Source organism: Arthrobacter sp. 05T423 (assembly GCF_056396245.1).
In genome coordinates, this window is sequence record NZ_JBFTLC010000033.1 from 40,707 (window position 1) to 60,238 (window position 19,532).

The following is a 19,532-nucleotide window of genomic DNA, read 5'->3' on the forward strand; positions in this document are numbered from 1 at the left end:
TCCGGCCGGGCCCGTACCAGCACCTAACAACTTCCAGACCAAAGACCGCACCGCAGCCGCAACGGCACGGTGCAGAGGAGAACAAGACACATGTCTACTCTTGAGATCAAGGACCTGCACGTCAGCATCGACACCGAGCAGGGCACCAAGGAGATCCTGAAGGGCGTCAGCCTGACCATCCGGACCGGTGAGACCCACGCCATCATGGGCCCCAACGGCTCGGGCAAGTCCACTCTCGCCTCCACCATTGCCGGCCACCCGCGCTACAAGGTCACCGGCGGAACCATCACGCTGGACGGCGAAGACGTGCTGGCCATGAGCGTCGACGAGCGTGCCCGCGCCGGACTCTTCCTGGCCATGCAGTACCCGGTGGAGGTTCCCGGCGTCACCATGACCAACTTCCTGCGCACCGCGAAGACCGCCATCGACGGGACGGCACCTGCGCTCAGAACCTGGACCAAGGATGTCAAGGCTGCCATGCAGCAGCTGCGCATTGATGCCGACTTCGCCCAGCGCAACGTCAACGAAGGCTTCTCCGGCGGCGAAAAGAAGCGCGTGGAGATCCTCCAGCTGGAGCTCTTCAAGCCGAAGTTCGCCGTGCTCGACGAGACCGACTCCGGCCTGGACGTCGACGCCCTGAAGATCGTCTCCGAAGGTGTCAACCGCGCCCACGCCGAAGGCAACATGGGCACCATGCTCATCACCCACTACACGCGCATCCTGCGCTACATCAAGCCTGAGTTCGTGCACGTCTTCGTTGACGGCCAGATTGTCGAAGAAGGCGGCCCGGAGCTCGCCGACCGCCTCGAAGAAGAAGGCTACGACCGCTACGCCACGGGCGCCGGAGCAGCCACTATCGCTGCCGCTGCCACCGCAGCGCAGGCCTAGTTAGGACACGCCATGACCGAAATCGACGCAGCCCGCACCGGGCTGGAGGATGTCGAAGAGGCACTCAAGGATGTCATCGACCCCGAACTCGGGGTTAACATCGTGGACCTCGGGTTGCTGTACGGCCTGAAGTACTCGGAGGACGACGGCGCCCTGCTCATCGACATGACGCTCACCACGGCGGCCTGCCCGCTGACCGACGTTCTCGAGGAGCAGGTCGGCAAGGCGCTGGACGGCGTAGTGGACGACTGGCGCCTGAACTGGGTATGGATGCCGCCATGGGGTCCCGAGCGGATCACGGACGACGGCAAGGACCAGATGCGGGCCCTCGGCTTCAACATCTGAACAAGTACGACGGCGGCCGGTCACCTTCCCAGCGAAGGTGACCGGCCGTGGTTGATTCAGGGGCCTTCGCCGCTGCGGATTCCCTGGCCGAGCGGAGCGAGGTTAGGGAACCGGTTGGGGGTTCACAGCGTCGTGGCGCTGAACGTATCGCACTGGTTGATGTCGCCGGTCTTGTAGCCCTGGTAATACCACTTCTGCCGCTGCGCGCTGGACCCGTGCGTCCAGCCCTCGGGCGAGACGCGTCCGGTGGCGGCCTTCTGGATCCGGTCATCGCCGACGGCGGACGCAGCCGAGAGCGCGTCGTTCAGGTCCTTCTGCTTGAGCGGCTCCAGGAAGGGCTTGCCGGTCTTCGGGTCCTTCTGCGTGGTGGCGTACCGGGTCCAGAGCCCTGCATAGCAATCGGCCTGAAGCTCCACCCGGACGGCGCCGGACTCCGCGCCCTGGGGATCCTGCTGCGCCTTGTCCAGGTCGCCGAGGATGTTCTGGATGTGGTGGCCGAATTCGTGGGCCACCACATATTCCTGGGCCAAGGGGCCGCCCGACGAGCCGAAGCGCGTCACGAGGTCCTGGAAGAACCCGGGATCGAAGTATGCCGTGGTGTCTGCCGGACAGTAGAACGGGCCCACCTCGGACGTGGCCGTGCCGCAGCCGGTGCTGGTGGCTCCCCGAAACAGTACAGCCTTGGGCCGCGGGTACTTCACCTTGTAGTCGGCGAGATATGCCGGCCAGAACGCGTTGAGGCTGTTCACGGTCCCGGCAATCCGGCAGTCGAGGTCCTTGTCGGCATCGGAACCCAGTTTGCAATGGCTGAGGGGTGTGCCCGTGCTCTGGGCGGGCTGTTCCGTGCCGGTGCCCAGGAGTCCGCCGAGCAGTTGCGGGTTGATGCCGAAGAGGGCCGCGAGGAGCAGGACGACGCCGCCCCCGATGCCTCCGCCGATCTTTGTGCCGCGGCCAACTCCGCCGCCACGCCGGTCTTCCACCTGGGATGGGTCGAGCTCGACCCCGTCATTAAAACTCATGTTGTCACAATAGTCTTCGCCGCAGGGCACTGGCGGGTCGAGGCCGGTAAAGTTGATCCGATGCCTTTTCTCAACAACCTTCAGCGTTGGGCCGATGAACGCCCCGACGACACCGCCGTCGTCGTGGCCGGAAAACGGCTCAGCTGGGCCGAACTGCGCGACGCTGCGCAGGCCGAGGCGGCCTGCAGCACGGCATCGGTCACGGTCCTCGCCCGGCCCAATTCCACCCGGTTTGCGGTCGACTTTGCAGCCGCCGTGGCCGGTGAGCGCGAGTGTGCGGTCCTGGATCCCACCTGGCCGAAACAGCTGCAGGACGAGGTCGTCCAGCGGCTGGGCAACCGTGTGAACGGCAGTGGGGTTGACCCAGTGCCCGGCAGCGCCGGCATTGAACTGGCGGACGGGGACCCTGCGTCCTCGTTCCTCATCGGCCTGACCTCCGGCACCACGTCCGTGCCCAAAGCGTTCACCCGCTCGCGCCGCTCCTGGCAGCAGTCCTTCGACGCCTCGATGGAGTTTTTTGGGCTCAGCCAGCAGGACAAGACCCTCGCACCCGGGCCGCTGGCCGCGAGCCTCAACCTGTACGCCCTGGCCGAGTGCCTCTACGCCGGCTCTGAATTCCACACCCTCGAGTCCTTCGACGTCGGGGATGTCCACGCCGCCATCACCCACGACGGCATCACCCGGCTGGTGCTGGTGCCCACCATGCTGCGGCTGCTCAGCGAACGCGGACTGCTGGGCTGCGTGGACGCCTCGGGCGTCCGCACCATAATCTGTGCGGGCTCGAAGCTGGATGCCCGTACGCTGGAGGCGGCCCGCCGCTGGGCCCCGCACGCCACTATCTTCGAGTACTACGGTGCGTCGGAGCTGAGTTTCGTCTCCGGCGCAGGACTGGCCGCGGGGGAGCCGTTCGCCGCCGGAAGCACCGCGATCGGCCGGCCGTTCCCGGGCGTCGAGGTGCGCATCCTGGACGATTCCGGCGCGGAGCTCCCCGACGGGGCCGCGGGCAACATCAGTGTCCAAAGCGGCATGGTCAGCAACGGCTACCTCTGGGGCGACGACAGCCAGGCCCTGCGCTGCTTCGACGGCTGGTTCACAGTGGGGGACCAGGGGTACCTGTCCGACGGGGCGCTGCACATCCTCGGCCGGCGCGCCGACATGATCATCACGGCAGGCAAGAACGTCTATCCGCACGAGGTGGAGCTGGCGCTGTCCTCCGTCCCGGGCGTGGCCTCGGCCATTGCCGCCGGCATGGACGATGACCTCCGTGGCCAGCGCGTGGTGGCCGGCATCGTCCCCTCACATGGCGGGGTCACTGCCACCCAGCTGAAGACAGGCCTGGCGGACGTCCTGGCCAAGGACAAGCGTCCGCTGCAGTACTACGTGCTCGATGAGCTTCCGGTGACCGACCGCGGCAAGGTCAGCCGCCGCCTCCTGCTCGACTGGATCGCCGCGCGCGACAGGCGGGTCCGGCACCTTGTCTAGGGCCTTTGGGTCGAGCGTAGTGTCCGCCAAGGCGGGGCTCGGGTTACCGGGGACCGGGCTACCGGACGACCGGCAGCCCGTGATCATCGCCGCGCTGCGCACACCAGTCTGCCGGGCGAACGGTGCGCTGAAGCACCTGCGTTCCCACGAACTCCTGGCCCCGGTCCTCGCGGCGCTGCTCGCCGAAGCGGGAGTGGACGCAGGCGAGGTGGCAGACGTCATCATCGGCAACGCCGTGGGTGCGGGCGGCAACGTCGCGCGGCTCGCGGCACTGGAAGCCGGCCTGCCGGTCACGGTTCCCGGCCTCACCGTCGACCGGCAGTGCGGCTCCGGCCTTGATGCCATCGTCCTCGCAACGCGGCTGGTCGCCGCCGGCGGCGGCACCTACCTCGCGGGCGGCGTCGAAAGCATCAGCACCGCCCCGCTGCGCGCGCACCGGAATGACGACGGCGAACCCGCCTTTTTCAGGCGCGCCCAGTTCGCGCCGCACAGCCACGGCGACCCGGACATGGGCGTCGCAGCCGAGAACGTTGCCCGGGAGTTCGGCATCAGCCGCGAACGGCAGGACGAGTTTGCGCTACGCAGCCACCGCAGGGCGGTGGCTGCGCAGGCCGGCGGCACGTTCGCCCGGGAAACCGTTGCACTGCCCGCCGCCCCGGTTACAGCGACGGCGCACGGAATGGCTCCGGCTCCAGCGACAGTAGCGGCCGACGACGGTCCCCGGCCCAAGATCAGCGCGGCCCTGATGGCGCGGTTCCCCGCCGCGTTCGTGGAATCCGGGACCGTCACCGCCGGAAACTCGTGCTTCGACGCAGACGGTGCGGCCGCCGTCGTCGTCACCACCCTCGCCAGGGCCCGTGAACTGGGCGCCGCCGACGGGCTGGCCGTACTCGGCACGGAGACCGCCGGGGTGGAACCGCAACTCCTCGGCATCGGGGCGGCGTCCGCCGCCTCGCGCCTGCTGGCCGGGCAGTCCGTGGATGCGGCGGACGTGGATCTCGTGGAGTTCAACGAGGCGTTCGCCTCGCAGACGCTCGCGTGCCTCGACCATCTGGGGATCGATCCGCTCCGGGCCAACGCCGACGGCGGTGCGCTGGCTTTGGGCCACGCCTACGGCGCGTCCGGCGCGGTGCTGGTCGCCCGGCTGCTGGCGCAGGCCCGGCAGGCACCGGCGGCGCCTGACCAAGGCAAACTAGCCCTGGCCATGATCAGCATCGCCGGCGGCATGGGTACCGCGGCGCTGTTCCGCCACGTCCGGCTGTAGGCCGGACCGACGGAGCCAGGAACCACTACAGGGTTGCCGGGTCCGGGAACAGCTGCTGCCGGAGGTCCTTCTTGCGGATCTTTCCACTGGCCGTGCGCGGCATGTCGTCGACGAACACCACCGCCTTGGGGATCTTGTAGCGTGCGAGCCTGCCGTCAAGGTGGGCCCGGACCTGCTGTTCTGTGAGGCTCGCGCCTTCGCGGACCACAACAACGGCCCGCGGAACCTCACCCCACTTGTCGTCGGGAACACCGATCACCGCCACGCTCCCGACGGCGTCGATCTCGGCGATGGCCTGCTCCACCTCGGCCGGGTAGATGTTTTCTCCGCCGGAAATGATCATGTCCTTGAGCCGGTCGGAAACGAAGACAAAGCCGTCCTGGTCCTCGTAGCCCATGTCGCCGGATTTGAACCAGCCGCCGTCAGAGTAGGACCCGGCAGTGGCGTCCGGCCGGTTCCAGTACTCGCGGATGACGTTGGGGCCCTTGATCTGGATTTCGCCCACGGCGCCCTGCTGGACCGGCCCGCCCGCGGGGTCGGCGATCCGCACCTCGGTGAAGAAATGCGGCAGACCGGAGGAGCCGGCCTTGTCCCGGGACCGGCAAGCGGGCAGGGTGGTCGCCCCAGGAGCCGTTTCCGTCATGCCGTAGCCGTTGGAGAAACGCAGTCCCCGGGCCTCGTAGGCTTCCAGGACCCGCAAAGGGACGGCGGATCCGCCGCAGGTGAGCTTGTTCAGGGAGGTGATGTTCGACGTCGGCCAGTCCGGATGCTCGCAGAGCATCTGGTACGTGGTGGGCACCCCGCTGATAGTGGTGACGCGGTGGCGTTCGATGAGCTGCAGGGTCCGCTGCGGATCGAATCTGGGCTCGAGGATCACCGTCCCACCCTTGAGCAGCGTGGGCAGAACCCCCATGTCCAGCGATGCCACATGGAACATTGGGGAGATCATCAGCGCCACGTCGGTGGAGGAGAAGTCAAAATCGGTGATGACGTTGATGCAGTTCCAGACGATGTTCCCGTGCGTGAGCAGTGCGCCCTTGGGGTTGCCGGTGGTTCCTGAGGTGTAGAGGATCATGGCGCCGTCGTCCAGGCTGACCGGCTCGTCCACGGGCCCGGAGCTGCCCGATGCGACTACGTCTTCATAGTCCTCGGCGGATGCTTTGCCGCCGGCAGTTGCACCATCGCCGGGCGCCCTGCCGTCGCCGACGGCGATGAGCTGCGTGAGCGCTGTCCCCGCAGCAGCCGCCTGGGCGACGCTGCCGAGATCCCGTGCGTAGATCAGCGCCACGGCGGAGCAGTCGTCCAGCTGGAACCGAAGTTCCGGCGGTGCGAGCCGGGTGTTCAGTGGAACGAAGATCGCGCCCAGCTGGCCGCAGGCGAAGAGCGTCTCCAGGAAGGCTGGGTGGTTTTCCCCGAGGTAGGCCACCCTGTCGCCCCTGGCCACGCCGCGGTCCCGCAGGGCGTTGGCCAGCCGGCAGCTGCGGTCGGCGAACTGTTCGTAGCTGAGTATTCGGTCTCCGGCGATGAGCGCTGTCTTGTCCCCGGATTTCGGGCGGCGCCGCTGCAGCCACGAGCCGATGCCAAAATTTTCCATCGAGCATCCTTTCTTGTCTCAAACTAGTCCTTGTGCGGCTACTCAGGGCCGGGCGGACTCCAAATCGTTGTTCTTGGGTTCCCTGGTCAGCAGGATGAAGATGATGGACACCACGGACATGCCGGCCAGGTAGAGGGCGACGGAGCCGGTGTCCTGGCCCGAGTCCTTGAAGATTTGCGCCACGATGCCCGGGGTGAAGCCGGCGCCCAGGAGCGTCGCGAGCTGGTAGCCCAGGGAGGCTCCTGTATAGCGCGAGGCAGTGGCGAACTGCTCGGAGACGAACGCCGCCATGGGGCCAAAGAGGGTGGAGTGGATCATCAGCCCGACGGTAAAGGCCACGAAGATCAGGAAGATGTTGTTGGAGGACAGCAGCTGGAACATCGGCACTAGGTACAGGATGAAGAGGACCAGCCCGCCGATCATCACCGGGCGACGGCCCAGCCGGTCCGACAGCCTGCCGCCGAGGACCACGAACGCGATGGAGATGAGGGAGGCGGCGGCGAAGGCGTACAGCACGCCCTGCCTGTCGGCGCCCTCGGAGACGGCGAAGGTGACCGAGAAAGTCGCCATCACCACCTGCAGCGCAAACCCGGCGGCTCCGGCGAGCATGGTGAAGATCAGCGTCCGGGGGCGGCGCAGGACCTGCAGAAGGGGAATGTCGCGGCGGGCAGGGACGGGCCTGCCCGCAGCGGTCGCTGCCTCCTTGGGGGCCTCAACTGTCCGTTCGCGCTTCTCCTGCTCGATGGCCGCCTTGAAGATGGGGCTCTCGGAAACCTTGAGCCGGACGAACATCCCAACGATCAAGAGCACGAAGGACAGCAGGAACGGCACCCGCCAGCCCCAGGAGAGGAACTGGTCGGTGGGCAGGGCCGCGAAGGCGCCCATGATGAGGGTCCCCAGTACGGCACCCGAGGGCGCGCCTGCGTTCACGAAGGAGGCCCCAAAGCCGCGCCGGCCTGACTCGGAATGTTCCAGGGCCATCAAGGCCGCCCCGCCCCATTCGCCGCCCACGGCAATGCCCTGGAAGACGCGCAGCAGCACGAGCAGGACGGCGCCCCACGGCCCGGCCACCGATGCGTCTGGGATGACGCCGATCAGGGTGGAGGCCACGCCCATGACCGCCATGGAAACGATCAGCATTCCCTTCCGGCCCACCCTGTCGCCGAAGTGGCCGAAGATGATGCCGCCGAGGGGCCGGGCAACGTAGCCGGCGGCGAAGGTGCCGTACGCGGCCACTATGCCCACCCAGTCGTCGAGCCCGGAGAAAAAGACTTTCGGGAAGACCACCGCAGCGGCGGTGGCGTAGAGCAGGAAGTCGTAGTACTCGATGGTGCTGCCCAGATAGCTGGAGGCGATGACGGTGCGGGCTTCCCTGCGCCGGGCGGTCACATCCATGGTCTGAAGCTGCGAAGTTTGGGACATCGTTGTTCCTTACTGCACGTGCGGATGGGGGAGGTGGAAGCGGCTTACTTGTTCAAGCGGGCTATTTGTAGAAGCGGGCGAGGAATTCGGCCACGACGGCGGGGCGGTCCTGGCCTTCGATTTCGATCGTGTTGGAGACCTTGATCTGGGCCCCGCCCTTGACCTCGGTGACCTCGGCGATGGTGGCCCGCATGCGGATCCGCGAGCCCACCTTGACGGGGGATGTGAACCGCACCTTGTCCAGGCCGTAGTTGACCTTGGTGGTGACGCCGTCGACGTCGAACAGCTCGCCCCAGAACGGGATGATGAGGGAGAGCGTGAGGAAGCCGTGCGCGATCGGGGCGCCGAAAGGGCCGTCCTTGGCACGCTCGGGGTCCACATGGATCCACTGGTCGTCGCCGGTAGCGTCGGCGAATTTGTTGATCTGTTCCTGGGTGATTTCGCGGTACTCGGTGACGCCGAGGTCGGTGCCGGCGAGGGTGAGCAGTTTGTCGAAGTCGACGACGAGATTGGGCATGTGGTGCCTCCTGCGGTGGTCTTTTGCTTGCGGAAATTTGGGTTTGCTGAAGTACGACGGCGGTGCGGTGCTGCCGCCGTCGGTCTTGGGTAGGCGGTGCTTCAGTTAGCGGGTAAAGGCGCTTTCGCCGGTGAGGGCGCGGCCAATGATGAGGGCGTTGATGTCGTGGGTGCCTTCGTAGGAGTAGACGGCTTCGGCGTCGGCGTGGAAGCGGGCAACGTCGGCGGCGAGCGTGATGCCGTTGCCGCCCACCACTTCGCGGGCCAGGGCGACGGTGTCGCGCATGAACAGGCTGGTCTGCATCTTGGCCAGGGCCGAGTCCTGGTCGCGGTAGATGCCTCTGGCCTGCTGTTCGGTCAGCCGGACCACGAGGGACAGGCTGGCCGTGATGTTGCCGAGCATCCGGGCAAGTTTTTCCTGGACCAGCTGGAAAGAGCCCACCGGGCGGCCGAACTGGTTGCGTTCGGTGACGTACCGCAGGGCTGCTTCGAAGGCCCCGGCTTGGATGCCGGTGGCGATCCAGGCCACGTCCGAGCGCATGCCCCGGAGCATCGATGCGACGTCGCGGAATGAGTTCACGTTGTGCAGTCGCATCGCCTCCGGAACCCGCACGCCGTCGAGGGTGATGTGGGCGTTCTGCATCATCCGCAGCGAGGTCTTGCCGTGGATTTTCTCCAGCGTCACGCCCTCGGCCTTCCGGCCGACCAGGAACGCCTTGACCTGGCCGTCGGCCACGTCGCGGGCAAACACGGCGAGCACATCGGCGGTGGCGGCGCCGCCGATCCAGCGCTTGGCACCGTCGATGATCCAGCTGCCGTCACTTTGCCGGCGTGCGGTGGTGGCCAGTCCGCCGGCGATGTCCGAACCGGACTCCGGCTCGGTCAGGGAGAACACTCCCTTGAGCGAGAAGTCGATGACTTTGGGCATCCACTCGCGCTGCTGCTCCGGCGAGGCGCCGACGCGGATGGCGGTGCGGAAGAGGCCGGCCTGGGCGGTGTACCAAGTGGCCAGCGAGGCATCGGTCCGGGCGAGTTCGAAGAGCCGGAAGCCCTGGTAGATCCCGCGGGCTGGAGCCTTAGCCGTGAGGTCGGCGGGTTCCATGAGGTCGAGGTCGATCAGCGGCCGCGCCAGCTGTTCCGGGAACTCGCCGCGCTCCCAGTAGTCGGCCAGCAGCGGTTTCGCTTCACGGTCCAGGAAGTCCCGGAGCCGGGCCAGGACCCGCCGCTCGTCGTCTGTGAGGAGTGCTTCGGCGTCGTACCAGTCCGCCGCAGCGTAGAGCCGGTCCCGCAGGGCCGTCCCGCCGTGGTGCGCAACGCGCGCCTGGTGCTGGGCACCCACGGCGGGTTCGGCTGTCGTCGTTTCCATCTCAGGCCTCCAGGCCGAGAAGCCGGAGGGCGTTGTGTTTGAGGATCTTGGGGCGGACCTCATCCTTCAGGGGCAGGTCCGCGAAGGCACCCAGCCATTTCTGGGGCGTGATGAGCGGGAAATCGGTGCCGAACAGGACCTTGTCCTGCAGGTAGGAGTTGGAAGCCTTCACCAGGGATTCAGGGAAGTACTTGGGGGACCAGCCGGAGAGGTCGATGAACACGTTGGCTTTGTGCGTGGCGATGGAGTTGGCCTCATCCTGCCACGGCACCGAGGGGTGTGCCATGATGATCTGCAACTCCGGGAAGTCCGCCGCCACCGCGTCCAGCAGCAGCGGGTTGGAGTAGGCGAGCTTGATCCCGTACCCGCCGGGCAGGCCCGCGCCCATGCCGTTCTGTCCCGTGTGGAAAATGGCAGGCAACCCGAGTTCCTGCAGGGTCTCCCAGAGCGGGTAGAAGCGCTCGTTGGAGGGGTCGAAGCCCTGCAGGCTGGGGTGGAACTTGAAGCCCCGGGCGCCAAGTTCGACGGCCTGGTGCTTGGCGCCCGCGATGGCGTCCTCACCGGTGCGGGGGTCCACGCTGCCGAACGGTAGCAGTACGTCGTTGTTCCGGGCGGCGCCGGCGATGAGTTCGGGAATGCTGTTCGGCTCGTGCTTGAGCTGGGTCCGGGCGTCCACAGTGAAGACGACGGCGGCCATGTTCAGTTCGCGGTAAACGTCCGCGATGCGGTCCAGGGACGGCGTGCGGTCCTCGGCCTTGAAGTACTTCGCCGAGGCTTCGGTCAGGGCATCGGGCAGCGAGCCGTGGCCGCAGCTGTCCACCTCGAGGTGGACGTGCATGTCGACGGCGTCGATCTTTGAGGCGTCGATGCCCAGTTCATAGCGGGTGGATGCCATGTCAGCGCACCCGCGCCGGTTCGGGCTGGACAGGTTCGGGCTGGACAGGTTCTGTCGGGGCAGGTACGGGCTGCAGCTCTGCCGGCAGTGGGAGGAACTCCTCGCCGTAGCCCTGCAGCGTGTCGGTGTTGAAGAGCGTGCCGGCGTCCTCGCGCAGTGCCCCGTAGCTCCAGCCGCCGTCGCGGTATTCGGTGCTGGCCGCCGTCGGGTGCGTCCAGACCTGCAGGCGGTCACCGCCGGCGCCGATGGCCTGGCCCGTGATGCCGGCGGCCTCGCCGGAGGCGAGGAAGGCAATCAGCCCGGCGACGTCGTCGGCCGTTCCGAAGCCGAGGTCGTGGCGGAAGAAGGAGGGCATAGCCTCTCCGCGTTCGTCGGCCTCCACGGCCTTCTGGAAGTAGGGAACAGTCTTGGTCATGGCGGTGGCGGCCACTGGGATGACGGCATTGGCGGTGACGCCGGCCTTCTTCATCTCCAGGGCCCAAGTGCGGACCATGCCGACGATGCCTGCCTTGGCTGCGGCGTAGTTGGTCTGGCCGAAGTTGCCGCGCTGGCCGGTGGGGGAGCCGATGGTGATGATGCGGCCGGGAACTCCGTTTGCCTTGAAGTAGGCGAAGGCCTCGCGGACGCAGGTGAAGGTGCCGCGGAGGTGGACGTTGATGACGGCGTCGAAGTCCTCGTCGGTCATCTTCAGCAGGCTCTTGTCCCGCAGGATGCCGGCGTTGGTGACCAGGATGTCGAGCCGGCCGAACGCATCGACCGCTGCCTGGACCAGTTGCTGCGCAACCTCCGTGCTGCCGACGGGAGCGACGACGGCGGCCGCCTTGCCGCCGTCGGCCTCGATGGTCCGGACTGCTTCCGCGGCGACGTCGGCGTCAACGTCATTGATGACGACGGCGGCACCCTGGCGGGCGAGTTCGCGGGCGTAGGCCAGCCCCAGCCCCCGGCCGCTGCCCGTGACGATTGCTACTTTGCCTGAGAGGCTCATTGCTGCTCCTTTGCTAGCGGATCGTGCATCCTGCGCTCCGGCATGGGATGCTGTTCTGTATCCATGAAAATCTGGATAGTTGAAAAAGTCAATAATTATTTTTGATCACTATTGGAGGGTCATGACTGAGACCGGGACGGGGCAGCTCGCCCCTGCGGCGGACAAGCTGGTTCCTGCCTCCATCAGCAGCGATGCGGGCTTCCTCCTGGCCAAGCTCCACGCCGCGGGATCGGTGGTTAACAACCGCGCGCTGGAGGAGTTCGATCTCAAGGAGCGCTCGTATTCAGTACTGGCCCTTGCCGCGAGCGGTCTTGAACCGAGCCAGCGCGAGATGGCTGACTTCCTCAGCCTGGACCCGAGCCAGATCGTTTCCCTGGTGGATGACCTGGAGAAGCGGGGCCTGGTGCTGAGGGCGCCCGGAAAGCAGGATCGGCGGGCCAAGATCGTCACGGCAACCGCTGAGGGGCAGCGGCTGTTCACCGATGCCACAAAGTCGACCCGCCGGGCCGAGTCGGAGGCGCTGGACCGGCTGGACCGCGAGGAAGTGGCCGAGCTGAAACGCCTGCTCCGCAAGGCGCTGTGGCCGGCCCTGGACGGGTAGTGGAGCAGGGGCCTCACTGCGGCTTAGCGCCGGGACGTCCAGACCCCGTGGTCGATGAATTCATCCGGGCGGAAGTCGATGTAGTTGGCGCCGTCCAGGTTCAGTGACGTTGCGGCGTGCTGCAGGTTGGCGGTTGTGGCCACGGATCCCCAGCGGCCGGTCTCAAGCCGCTGGTCCGTGGCAGCGGCATTTGAAGTTCCCTGGTTGGGGGTGGAGGTCCGGACCATCCTCTGAAGGCCCTGAGCGCTGGGCTCTATGCCGGCGTTGGTAGTGAGGGCACCTCGGCGCGCCTCGACTTACTGCGCCTGTGCCCGGTCCGGCGATCTAGCCGGCTTCGATGACCTCCTTGAGGTTCTGAAGCTGGGCGACTTCGGACTCCATGGTTTTCGTCACCAGGAAGTCCAGCACCCTCACGAGGACAGGCAGCTTGAGGTCAAGGCTGAAATGGACCCGGGTACCGTCGTCGCTCTCCGCCAGTGCGTACCTGCCGACCGGGCGCGCCGGACCGGCAACCACCTGAAATCCCAGGAGCCGGCCGGGTTCGGCATCGGTGATCTTGTAGTCGCCCTGCAGAGGCCGCCCCTTCGGTCCGGTCAGCGTCTGGCTGTAGACGGCGCCCGATTCACCGGCGGTACCTTCTTTGAGCGCAATGCATTGCACTCCGGAGCGCCATTTTGGATTGTTGAGTCCGTCAGCCAGAAACGCGTACACCTCCGAAGCGGTCCTGTTGATGGTCACTTCGTTTTCAGCGTGGGCCAAGTGGCTCCTCTCGGGAAGGTTGGAGTCGCCGTCTCCCTGCTGATCGTATGGGGTGGTCCGGACGGCGACTATTGCTGCGTGCGGGCGGCTTTCCGGGTCAGTGCGGACATCGATTTCCTGGACGCAAAAGCCTGCGGCGAGGAGGTGCTGACTCATTGCGTCCACGGACCAGTAGTACGCGGTCGTGACCGCGTGCGGGAATGGTTCCCCGGCGGGACCATCGAAGAATCCGAGAAGAACGCTGCCTTCGGGCTTAATGCAACGGGCAAACTCGCCAAGAACAAGGGGCAATTCGGCTGGCGAAAGATGGATCAACGAATACCAAGCGAGGATGCCTGCCAGGTGTCCGTTCGGAACTCCTAACGCTCGGAGTGCTGCCACTCGAAACCGTGTCCCCGGAAACCGAGTTCGCGCCTTGTCAATGAAAAGAGGAACCAGATCGGTGCCCTCAACCTCAATGCCGTGGTTCGCGAGATATGCCGTCCAATGCCCTGGACCGCAGCCTGCGTCGACGGCTGGACCGCGAAGTGACTGCGCCCAGCGCGAAATAAGCAGCCGATCCGACTCATGGGCTGCGTCAGCCGACCCAAACAGCGCCGTGTATTCCGCCGCCCGAGCGGCGTAGGCCTCCTGGACCCGTATGTCCGTCACCATGCGAGCCTACCGGCCGCACGCACGGAAGGCTCATATTGGTGACTGGCGCTATTCGACAATGTCAATGCCGGCACCCGAGTGCCAGGGCACGTGCCTCCCTGCCGAAGCGCAGCGTCGCTATCACCGCAGATTTCACTTCGCCCCTTGACCATGCGCAGAACCCACGGGCGATGACAATCACCGCCACGACGACAACTGCCGCGGTTACTAGCAAGGCCAAAAACACCCGCACGTTCCAGCCCTCGAGCCTCATCGGTTCCCCATTGAAAATCTGACGCTTGCACCGACCCTACCCCTGCCAGGGTCCATCTCGTAGCCTTTGTTGAATGACGGGGAACAACGCCGGCCGGGTGAAAGTCAGCGGGGCAGAAATCTATTGGGAGACGTCGGGGAACCCCGAGGGGATTCCCGTGCTCTTCCTCCACGGCGGCCCCGGAGCTTCTCCTGGCCAGGGCTACCGAACCCGTCATGACGCTTCAAAATTCTGGACCATTGGCCTGCACCAGCGTGGCTGCGGGAAGAGTACGCCGCTGGTTCAGGATGATCTGGGCTCTTTGTCCACAAACACCACCCAGGCCCTGATCCAAGACATCGAAGCCGTGCGCCAGCATCTCGGAGTTCGGAAGTGGATCGTCACCGGGGTTTCCTGGGGGAGTACGCTCGCCTTGGCATACGCCCTTCAGTACCGGGAACGGGTGCATGGGGTCGCCCTGATGGCCGTGACCACAACCAGCCGTGACGAGGTTCAGTGGATCACCGAGGGCGTGGGCAGGATCTTCCCGGAAGCATGGGCGGAATTCTCGAGGCAAGCCCGTTGCCGGCCCGGGGAACGGGTGGTGGATGCGTACGCCCGCCGACTCGCGGGCGAGGACCGGGCCGACGCGGAGGCGGCAGCCCTGGCATGGGACCGGTGGGAATCGACGCACATCTCCCTGGATCCGCTGTGGCAGCCCGGCGCGATGTTCGACGACGGCCGTAGGCGTATGACCTTCGCCATTCTCGTCACGCACTACTGGTCCCATGATGCCTTCCTTTCCAACGGGCAGGCCATCATGAAAAGAATCCACCAACTCAAGGGGATGCCCGGCTACCTCATCCACGGCCGCAGGGACGTGAGCGGTCCCGTCATCACGCCCTGGACGCTTCACCGGCGCTGGGAGGGCTGCTGCCTCACCGTCGTCGAGAACGAAGGGCACGGGGGGCCGGGATCGATGGCCGTCCTTGTCGACGCCGTTGAAGAAATCGCGGCTGGCCTGTCCTGAGCGAACAGACAGGGGGCGTAACAGAAATGGCGATCGTGATCTAGGCTTACTCCACGGCTCGCGTCCGCACGTCGCGAGCCGCATGAAGTGAGGGAGAGCCTATGCAGCCGGACCTTGGCCAGCGTGCCGCGAACGAGCACGCCGACGTCGCGCAGTCCCTGCTTTCCGCCGCCGAGGCAGCGCTGTCAGGTGCCGACGTCAACGCCGAACTGCAGATCAGTCTGGCCCAGGCCCACGCCACACTTGCCCTCGCGCTTGAAACGCGCGCCGCGTCCTATGATGCCCGGACCGCCGCATACGTGGCCTATCTGGCGACGCTGAAATCGGATGGCCACTCGGACAACAAGCAGCACGCCGCCGTCGTGGCGAAGCTTGTCCGCGATCGCCTCGGCTTCGAAGCCGAGTAGCGGCCGTCCGGGGCAACAGCTGTCAGCTCCACCGCTCCCAGTAGTCGTCGGCGGGCTGCAGGAACCGGCGCCGGCGGATTTGCTCTCCGAGCAGCGGGTAACTGTCGGATCGTCCCAGCGGGCCCGAAGCATCGGATACGGGTGCATGGCTCATTGCCACCAGGACTGCCACAGCCGGAACAGAGCCAAGGTTGATGGTGGCAAGTAGCAGGCCATATTTCCGCCCCGGCACCTCCCGCCGGCGCGTCCGCAAGCGGAAGCCGCCCAAACAGGTGCCAAGAGTCATGCCGCGTGAGTAGAGCGCCCAGTTCATGGCCCAAAACGCCAGCAGGAGCGCGAGGGCGGCGGGGACCTGGTGTGCTGGGGCAAGAAAGTACGTGGCCGCTGCCGGCCCCCAGACAAGAACCGAATCGGTGAGGAGTGCGAAAATCAGCGAAGGCCAGTCAACTGGGAGGGCCTCCGGTTCGTCCATCCCGTGATTCTTCCACAAAGGGGCCGGCAATCTTTGCCGCCCGGGGCGGCCGGGCCGGATGTTATTCCTCGATGCCCGTGCTGAGGCTGAGCTCGCGCCATTGGTCCAGTTCGGCGCGCTGGGCATCGGCGACGGCGGCAAACGCACCGTAGGCGTCCTGGCCGAGCACGAGCAGTGCCGGCGGGTTCGGGCTTTCGACGACGGCGATGATCGCCTTCGCTGCCTTGCCCGGGTCGCCGGGCTGCGTGCCGTGGACGGTGTCGTGCTCCTTGCGGCGCTTGCCGGCCGTCTCCGCGTAGTCCGGAATCGCCGTCGCCGATTGCGTCAGCGAGCGGCCGGCGAAGTCGGTACGGAACGCGCCGGGTTCGATCGCCGTGACACTGATGCCCAGCGGCTGGAGTTCCTTGTGCAGCGAACCGGACAGGCCCTCCAGGGCCGCCTTGGTGGCGGAATAGTAGCCGGAACCGGCGGGCGAGATGCGGGCCCCGATCGAGGAGATGTTCAGGATGGCTCCCGTACGCCTCGCGCGCATGTCCGGCAGGACCGCTTTAATCATGTCGACGGCGCCGAAAACGTTCGTGTCGAACAGCTGGCGGATGTCGGCGTCGTCCGCTTCTTCCACGGCGGCACGGTAGCCATAGCCGGCATTATTGACGAGGACGTCGATGCCACCGAACTGGGCCTGCGCCTGGCGCACGGCCGAGCTGATCTGCTCCTTGTCGGTGACGTCGAGGGGGAGGGCCAGTGCGGTGTCGGGGAAATCGGCCGCGATGTCCTTCACCGCGTTGACGTTCCGTGCGGTGACGACCGCGTTGTGGCCGTGGGCGAGCACGGTCTGGGCGAGGGCCCGGCCGAGTCCGGTGGAGCAGCCAGTGATAAGCCATGTGGTCATTGGATTTTCCTTCTGTTGGTTATCTGGGTCCAGGACGAAGTCTGGTGCCGGGCGGGCCGGAATAAAAGGCTTGCGACCGTAGTGGCCAGCAGCGACCCGCGACAGCATCGCTGGCCCGGCGGGTCAACTATCCAGACAACCGCAGTCTCAGCTGGCGTGGGAGTGACTGATGTTACAGGTAATGGCAGTGCCTCCCATGCCGGGGCGGCGCCTTCTAGCGTGGGAGCATGGATACCTGCTTGCCGGGCGAACGGCAAGCGTGGAGGTTCCTGCGAGCCGGACGGTCAGGAGTGGCCGAGCACGGTCAGGACGATAAGCACGCAGTTCAGGCCGACGATGAGCGTGGCGCTGGTCCAGCCCGCGATCTTCAATGGAGTCGAATCAGTGTGGATGCCCATGACCTCGCGCTTCCCGGTGAGCCGGATGAGCGGAATCAGCGCGAAGGGGATGCCGAAACTGAGGAGCACCTGGCTCAGGACCAGCGCCAGCGTCGGTTCGATGCCCGCACCGAGAATCACCAGCGCCGGAATCAGGGTGATCACCCGGCGGGTCAGCAGCGGTACGCGCACCTTCAGCAGACCGCCCATGATGGTGGCGCCGGCATAGCAGCCCACGGAGGTGGAGGCCAGGCCCGAGGCAAGCAGGCCGATCGCGAACACGACGCCGATCACCGGACCAAGGGCGGACGTCACGGCGGCGTGGGCGCCGGCGATGGTGTCAGTCCCTTCCACGCCGCGCAGGCTGGAGGCCGCCAGCAGCAGCATGGCGATATTAACGACGCCGGCCAGCAACAGGGCACCTGCCACGTCGAACCGGGTGGCCCGGATGAGGCGGGTCCGGACGGCGGGATTCTCGGAGAAGCCGTGCCGGTCCCGGGCGAGGGCGGAATGCAGGTAGATGGCGTGCGGCATCACCGTTGCGCCGAGCATGCTCGCGGCGAGCAGGATGGTGTCGGTTCCCTCAAAGCGCGGGACGAGGCCAGACAGGGCGCTGCCCGCATCCGGCGGACTGACGAACAGCCCGGAGACAAACCCGACCGCGATCACGCCAAGAAGGGTCAAAATGGCCACTTCGAATGACTTCTGGCTCCGGTTCGACTGCAGCGACAGTAGCAACATCGACGCCAGGCCAATGATGACCCCGCTGGCCAGCAACGGAAGCCCGAACAGCAGGTTCAGTGCGACGGCTCCGCCGATCACCTCCGCCATGTCGGTGGCTCCGGCGACGATCTCAGCCTGAGCCCAGAACGCCCGCCGGCGGCGCGTCCCGAGGCGCTTGCCCAGAATTTCGGGAAGGCTCATGCCGGTGGCCAGGCCCAGCTTGGCTGACTGGTACTGCACCAGCACTGCCATGGCATTGGCCACCACCAGCACCCAGACCAGCAGATAGCCGTAGCTCGCCCCGGCCGTCAGGTTCGCCGCAACGTTGCCGGGATCAACATAGGCGATGGCCGCCACGAACGCCGGACCCAGCAACAGCAGGCGCGACCAGACCCGTGCAGGCGCAGTGCGTTCTGAAAGGGTCGAAACAGCCATCGTTGATCCTCGTCATTGGGGGAACTGATAAGACGAGGATAACCGGGATTTAGGTGTACCGAAAAGTAGTGATTAGGCGTGCGGATGGTTCCCGGTTGTGGTTACAAGGCATCCCTTCGTTTTTTCTAAGAGGAGAGTGCCCCGCACACCCCTGGGAGAGGTGGTGCGGGGCCTTCCTAGCGGCAGTCCCACGACTTGTGTGGCAACTGAGGACAAGGTACTCAAGCAAACCTCCGGACAGCCTTACTAAAAACTGGGAATTCCCTGAGAATCGCAGGCGAACGTGGGCCCGTGCAGGCGCCGGGCCGCCTAGCCTCTACGGCGGCGCTGAGGGCGGGGACGAGCCTAGGCAGCTCCACCTGCGGAAAGCCCCGGCCGGGGCGGCCGCCCGGCGGGGTCGACCCCCTGATCTGGGGGAGGATGTGGCCGCCGCCGGGCGGGCAAGCCCCTGATAGCACCGGGCGCATCTCCTCATGCTGCTCTGAACGGCGTCATTTTCGCCAAAAACGGCCCAAGGTTTCCGCAAGGCAACGTCCGCACTCTTGCACCGTCCAATGCAACGTTCAATCAGAGCGTTCAATCAACAAAATAGGCAGGTGCGTCATGAAAGCGTTCCACTCAATCAGAACCGCTGGAGGTGATCTGACGGCGTCCCGGGGAGCGCCCCGGCGCCCGAAGCACCCTCATGGGAGCCGGAGGCGCCTGTTCGGTGTCCCTAACCGCGTCGTCGCGGCCGGCGTGGTCATGTCCCTGGTGGCGGCCATAGGGCAGTCAGCAACCATCGCCGCCCAGGCGGTGACCGCCCCTGTGGGCGAAGGCTTCACCGTCACGGCGTCCGACCTTGCGTTCATCCTCAAGCAGATCAAAATCGCTGAAGCCCATGTGGCCAACACGACGTCCGCCACTGGCCCCTGTGGCGCCCTGATCGGTACGGGCCCCAACCAGATCCCCGATGCGCTGACCTCGTACGGTCTCCGCACGGTCGACGGATCCTGCAACAACCTCCTGGCTGGCCGTGAAACCTACGGCGCCGCTGATCAGAAGTTCCCCCGCTACACCACGCCGGTCTTCAACGATGCAGACCCCGTGCCCGCCGGTTTCGGTCCCGCCGGCCCCACCTCTTACAAGCAGAAGAGCGGGAACGTTTTCGACAGCAAGCCGCGCGACATCAGCA

At 66.2% G+C, this 19,532-nt stretch carries 20 protein-coding genes and 1 pseudogene; 8 read left to right on the plus strand and 13 right to left on the minus strand.

Annotated elements, in window-relative coordinates; genetic code table 11:
* Positions 1-90 precede the first annotated feature (90 nt).
* Positions 91-888: a Fe-S cluster assembly ATPase SufC gene (gene sufC, locus AC1DFE_RS19725; protein ID WP_476907555.1), complete on the plus strand. Its 798-nt coding sequence runs from the start codon at positions 91-93 to the stop codon at positions 886-888.
* 12 nt (positions 889-900) lie between these two features.
* On the plus strand, positions 901-1,233 hold the full coding sequence (locus AC1DFE_RS19730) for a metal-sulfur cluster assembly factor (protein WP_102973549.1): 333 nt from the start codon (positions 901-903) through the stop codon (positions 1,231-1,233).
* 122 nt (positions 1,234-1,355) lie between these two features.
* Here AC1DFE_RS19730 and ypfJ read toward each other — a convergent pair whose 3' ends face one another.
* Positions 1,356-2,252, minus strand: a complete 897-nt coding sequence (gene ypfJ, locus AC1DFE_RS19735; protein WP_476907556.1) for a KPN_02809 family neutral zinc metallopeptidase — start codon at positions 2,250-2,252, stop codon at positions 1,356-1,358.
* A gap of 60 nt (positions 2,253-2,312) precedes the next feature.
* Between ypfJ and AC1DFE_RS19740 the strand changes: the two genes are divergently transcribed.
* Both AC1DFE_RS19740 and AC1DFE_RS19745 read left to right on the plus strand, forming a co-directional pair.
* Positions 2,313-3,734 (plus strand): class I adenylate-forming enzyme family protein, encoded by a 1,422-nt coding sequence (locus AC1DFE_RS19740; protein WP_476907557.1) that lies wholly within the window; start codon positions 2,313-2,315, stop codon positions 3,732-3,734.
* 19 nt (positions 3,735-3,753) lie between these two features.
* Complete coding sequence (locus tag AC1DFE_RS19745; RefSeq protein ID WP_476907558.1) at positions 3,754-4,998, plus strand: thiolase family protein; 1,245 nt, start codon at positions 3,754-3,756, stop codon at positions 4,996-4,998.
* A 25-nt stretch (positions 4,999-5,023) separates the two neighbouring features.
* Here the strand turns inward: AC1DFE_RS19745 and menE are convergent, their stop codons facing one another.
* The 6 genes from menE to AC1DFE_RS19775 all read right to left on the minus strand — a co-directional run bounded on the left by menE (position 5,024) and on the right by AC1DFE_RS19775 (position 11,776).
* Complete coding sequence (menE, locus tag AC1DFE_RS19750; RefSeq protein ID WP_476907559.1) at positions 5,024-6,592, minus strand: o-succinylbenzoate--CoA ligase; 1,569 nt, start codon at positions 6,590-6,592, stop codon at positions 5,024-5,026.
* A gap of 42 nt (positions 6,593-6,634) precedes the next feature.
* Positions 6,635-8,014 carry an MFS transporter gene (locus AC1DFE_RS19755; RefSeq protein ID WP_476907560.1) on the minus strand — a complete coding sequence of 460 codons (1,380 nt, stop codon included), beginning with the start codon at positions 8,012-8,014 and terminating at the stop codon, positions 6,635-6,637.
* 61 nt (positions 8,015-8,075) lie between these two features.
* Positions 8,076-8,531 carry a MaoC family dehydratase gene (locus AC1DFE_RS19760; RefSeq protein ID WP_476907561.1) on the minus strand — a complete coding sequence of 152 codons (456 nt, stop codon included), beginning with the start codon at positions 8,529-8,531 and terminating at the stop codon, positions 8,076-8,078.
* 105 nt (positions 8,532-8,636) lie between these two features.
* Complete coding sequence (locus tag AC1DFE_RS19765; protein WP_476907562.1) at positions 8,637-9,896, minus strand: acyl-CoA dehydrogenase family protein; 1,260 nt, start codon at positions 9,894-9,896, stop codon at positions 8,637-8,639.
* 1 nt (position 9,897) lies between these two features.
* Positions 9,898-10,791 (minus strand): amidohydrolase family protein, encoded by an 894-nt coding sequence (locus AC1DFE_RS19770; protein WP_476907563.1) that lies wholly within the window; start codon positions 10,789-10,791, stop codon positions 9,898-9,900.
* A gap of 1 nt (position 10,792) precedes the next feature.
* Positions 10,793-11,776 (minus strand): SDR family NAD(P)-dependent oxidoreductase, encoded by a 984-nt coding sequence (locus AC1DFE_RS19775; protein ID WP_476907564.1) that lies wholly within the window; start codon positions 11,774-11,776, stop codon positions 10,793-10,795.
* A gap of 121 nt (positions 11,777-11,897) precedes the next feature.
* Between AC1DFE_RS19775 and AC1DFE_RS19780 the strand changes: the two genes are divergently transcribed.
* Entirely contained in the window at positions 11,898-12,377 is a 480-nt protein-coding gene (locus tag AC1DFE_RS19780) for a MarR family winged helix-turn-helix transcriptional regulator (protein WP_476907565.1), read from the plus strand.
* 23 nt (positions 12,378-12,400) lie between these two features.
* Here AC1DFE_RS19780 and AC1DFE_RS19785 read toward each other — a convergent pair whose 3' ends face one another.
* From AC1DFE_RS19785 to AC1DFE_RS19795, 3 genes and pseudogenes are all read right to left on the minus strand, one after another.
* Positions 12,401-12,604 carry a hypothetical protein gene (locus AC1DFE_RS19785; protein ID WP_476907566.1) on the minus strand — a complete coding sequence of 68 codons (204 nt, stop codon included), beginning with the start codon at positions 12,602-12,604 and terminating at the stop codon, positions 12,401-12,403.
* Between the two features lie 97 nt (positions 12,605-12,701).
* Entirely contained in the window at positions 12,702-13,292 is a 591-nt protein-coding gene (locus AC1DFE_RS19790) for an SRPBCC family protein (protein ID WP_476907575.1), read from the minus strand.
* Between the two features lie 69 nt (positions 13,293-13,361).
* A pseudogene (locus tag AC1DFE_RS19795) lies at positions 13,362-13,790 on the minus strand (class I SAM-dependent methyltransferase); the annotation flags it as partial.
* Positions 13,791-14,116: 326 nt separating this feature from the next.
* Here AC1DFE_RS19795 and AC1DFE_RS19800 point away from each other — a divergent pair.
* Together AC1DFE_RS19800 and AC1DFE_RS19805 are read left to right on the plus strand one after the other, a co-directional pair.
* A complete protein-coding gene (locus AC1DFE_RS19800) occupies positions 14,117-15,052 on the plus strand; it encodes an alpha/beta fold hydrolase (RefSeq protein ID WP_476907567.1) in 936 nt (311 codons plus the stop codon).
* 101 nt (positions 15,053-15,153) lie between these two features.
* The gene (locus AC1DFE_RS19805) at positions 15,154-15,459 is read left to right on the plus strand and encodes a hypothetical protein (RefSeq protein WP_476907568.1); all 306 of its coding nucleotides are present in this window, start codon (positions 15,154-15,156) and stop codon (positions 15,457-15,459) included.
* Positions 15,460-15,481: 22 nt separating this feature from the next.
* On the opposite strand, the gene AC1DFE_RS19810 is transcribed toward AC1DFE_RS19805, so the two are convergent.
* The 3 genes from AC1DFE_RS19810 to AC1DFE_RS19820 form a co-directional block, all read right to left on the minus strand.
* Positions 15,482-15,931, minus strand: coding sequence for a hypothetical protein (locus tag AC1DFE_RS19810; RefSeq protein WP_476907569.1), 450 nt, complete (start codon positions 15,929-15,931; stop codon positions 15,482-15,484).
* 61 nt (positions 15,932-15,992) lie between these two features.
* A complete protein-coding gene (locus AC1DFE_RS19815) occupies positions 15,993-16,823 on the minus strand; it encodes an oxidoreductase (protein ID WP_476907570.1) in 831 nt (276 codons plus the stop codon).
* A gap of 284 nt (positions 16,824-17,107) precedes the next feature.
* The gene (locus AC1DFE_RS19820) at positions 17,108-18,358 is read right to left on the minus strand and encodes an Nramp family divalent metal transporter (protein WP_476907571.1); all 1,251 of its coding nucleotides are present in this window, start codon (positions 18,356-18,358) and stop codon (positions 17,108-17,110) included.
* Positions 18,359-18,961: 603 nt separating this feature from the next.
* Between AC1DFE_RS19820 and AC1DFE_RS19825 the strand changes: the two genes are divergently transcribed.
* On the plus strand, positions 18,962-19,532 hold a 571-nt coding region (locus AC1DFE_RS19825), incomplete at its 3' end, for a hypothetical protein (RefSeq protein ID WP_476907572.1).

Bases quoted from the DNA above. Each gene is read 5' to 3' on its own strand.
- AC1DFE_RS19805 (WP_476907568.1), top strand. From the start codon at position 15,154: ATGCAGCCGGACCTTGGCCAGCGTGCCGCGAACGAGCACGCCGACGTC.
- sufC (WP_476907555.1), top strand. From the start codon at position 91: ATGTCTACTCTTGAGATCAAGGACCTGCACGTCAGCATCGACACCGAG.
- AC1DFE_RS19730 (WP_102973549.1), top strand. From the start codon at position 901: ATGACCGAAATCGACGCAGCCCGCACCGGGCTGGAGGATGTCGAAGAG.
- AC1DFE_RS19770 (WP_476907563.1), bottom strand. From the start codon at position 10,791: ATGGCATCCACCCGCTATGAACTGGGCATCGACGCCTCAAAGATCGAC.
- AC1DFE_RS19820 (WP_476907571.1), bottom strand. From the start codon at position 18,358: ATGGCTGTTTCGACCCTTTCAGAACGCACTGCGCCTGCACGGGTCTGG.
- AC1DFE_RS19740 (WP_476907557.1), top strand. From the start codon at position 2,313: ATGCCTTTTCTCAACAACCTTCAGCGTTGGGCCGATGAACGCCCCGAC.
- AC1DFE_RS19810 (WP_476907569.1), bottom strand. From the start codon at position 15,931: ATGGACGAACCGGAGGCCCTCCCAGTTGACTGGCCTTCGCTGATTTTC.
- AC1DFE_RS19785 (WP_476907566.1), bottom strand. From the start codon at position 12,604: ATGGTCCGGACCTCCACCCCCAACCAGGGAACTTCAAATGCCGCTGCC.
- AC1DFE_RS19790 (WP_476907575.1), bottom strand. From the start codon at position 13,292: ATGAGTCAGCACCTCCTCGCCGCAGGCTTTTGCGTCCAGGAAATCGAT.
- AC1DFE_RS19780 (WP_476907565.1), top strand. From the start codon at position 11,898: ATGACTGAGACCGGGACGGGGCAGCTCGCCCCTGCGGCGGACAAGCTG.
- AC1DFE_RS19815 (WP_476907570.1), bottom strand. From the start codon at position 16,823: ATGACCACATGGCTTATCACTGGCTGCTCCACCGGACTCGGCCGGGCC.
- AC1DFE_RS19765 (WP_476907562.1), bottom strand. From the start codon at position 9,896: ATGGAAACGACGACAGCCGAACCCGCCGTGGGTGCCCAGCACCAGGCG.
- AC1DFE_RS19760 (WP_476907561.1), bottom strand. From the start codon at position 8,531: ATGCCCAATCTCGTCGTCGACTTCGACAAACTGCTCACCCTCGCCGGC.
- menE (WP_476907559.1), bottom strand. From the start codon at position 6,592: ATGGAAAATTTTGGCATCGGCTCGTGGCTGCAGCGGCGCCGCCCGAAA.
- AC1DFE_RS19755 (WP_476907560.1), bottom strand. From the start codon at position 8,014: ATGTCCCAAACTTCGCAGCTTCAGACCATGGATGTGACCGCCCGGCGC.
- AC1DFE_RS19800 (WP_476907567.1), top strand. From the start codon at position 14,117: ATGACGGGGAACAACGCCGGCCGGGTGAAAGTCAGCGGGGCAGAAATC.
- AC1DFE_RS19775 (WP_476907564.1), bottom strand. From the start codon at position 11,776: ATGAGCCTCTCAGGCAAAGTAGCAATCGTCACGGGCAGCGGCCGGGGG.
- ypfJ (WP_476907556.1), bottom strand. From the start codon at position 2,252: ATGAGTTTTAATGACGGGGTCGAGCTCGACCCATCCCAGGTGGAAGAC.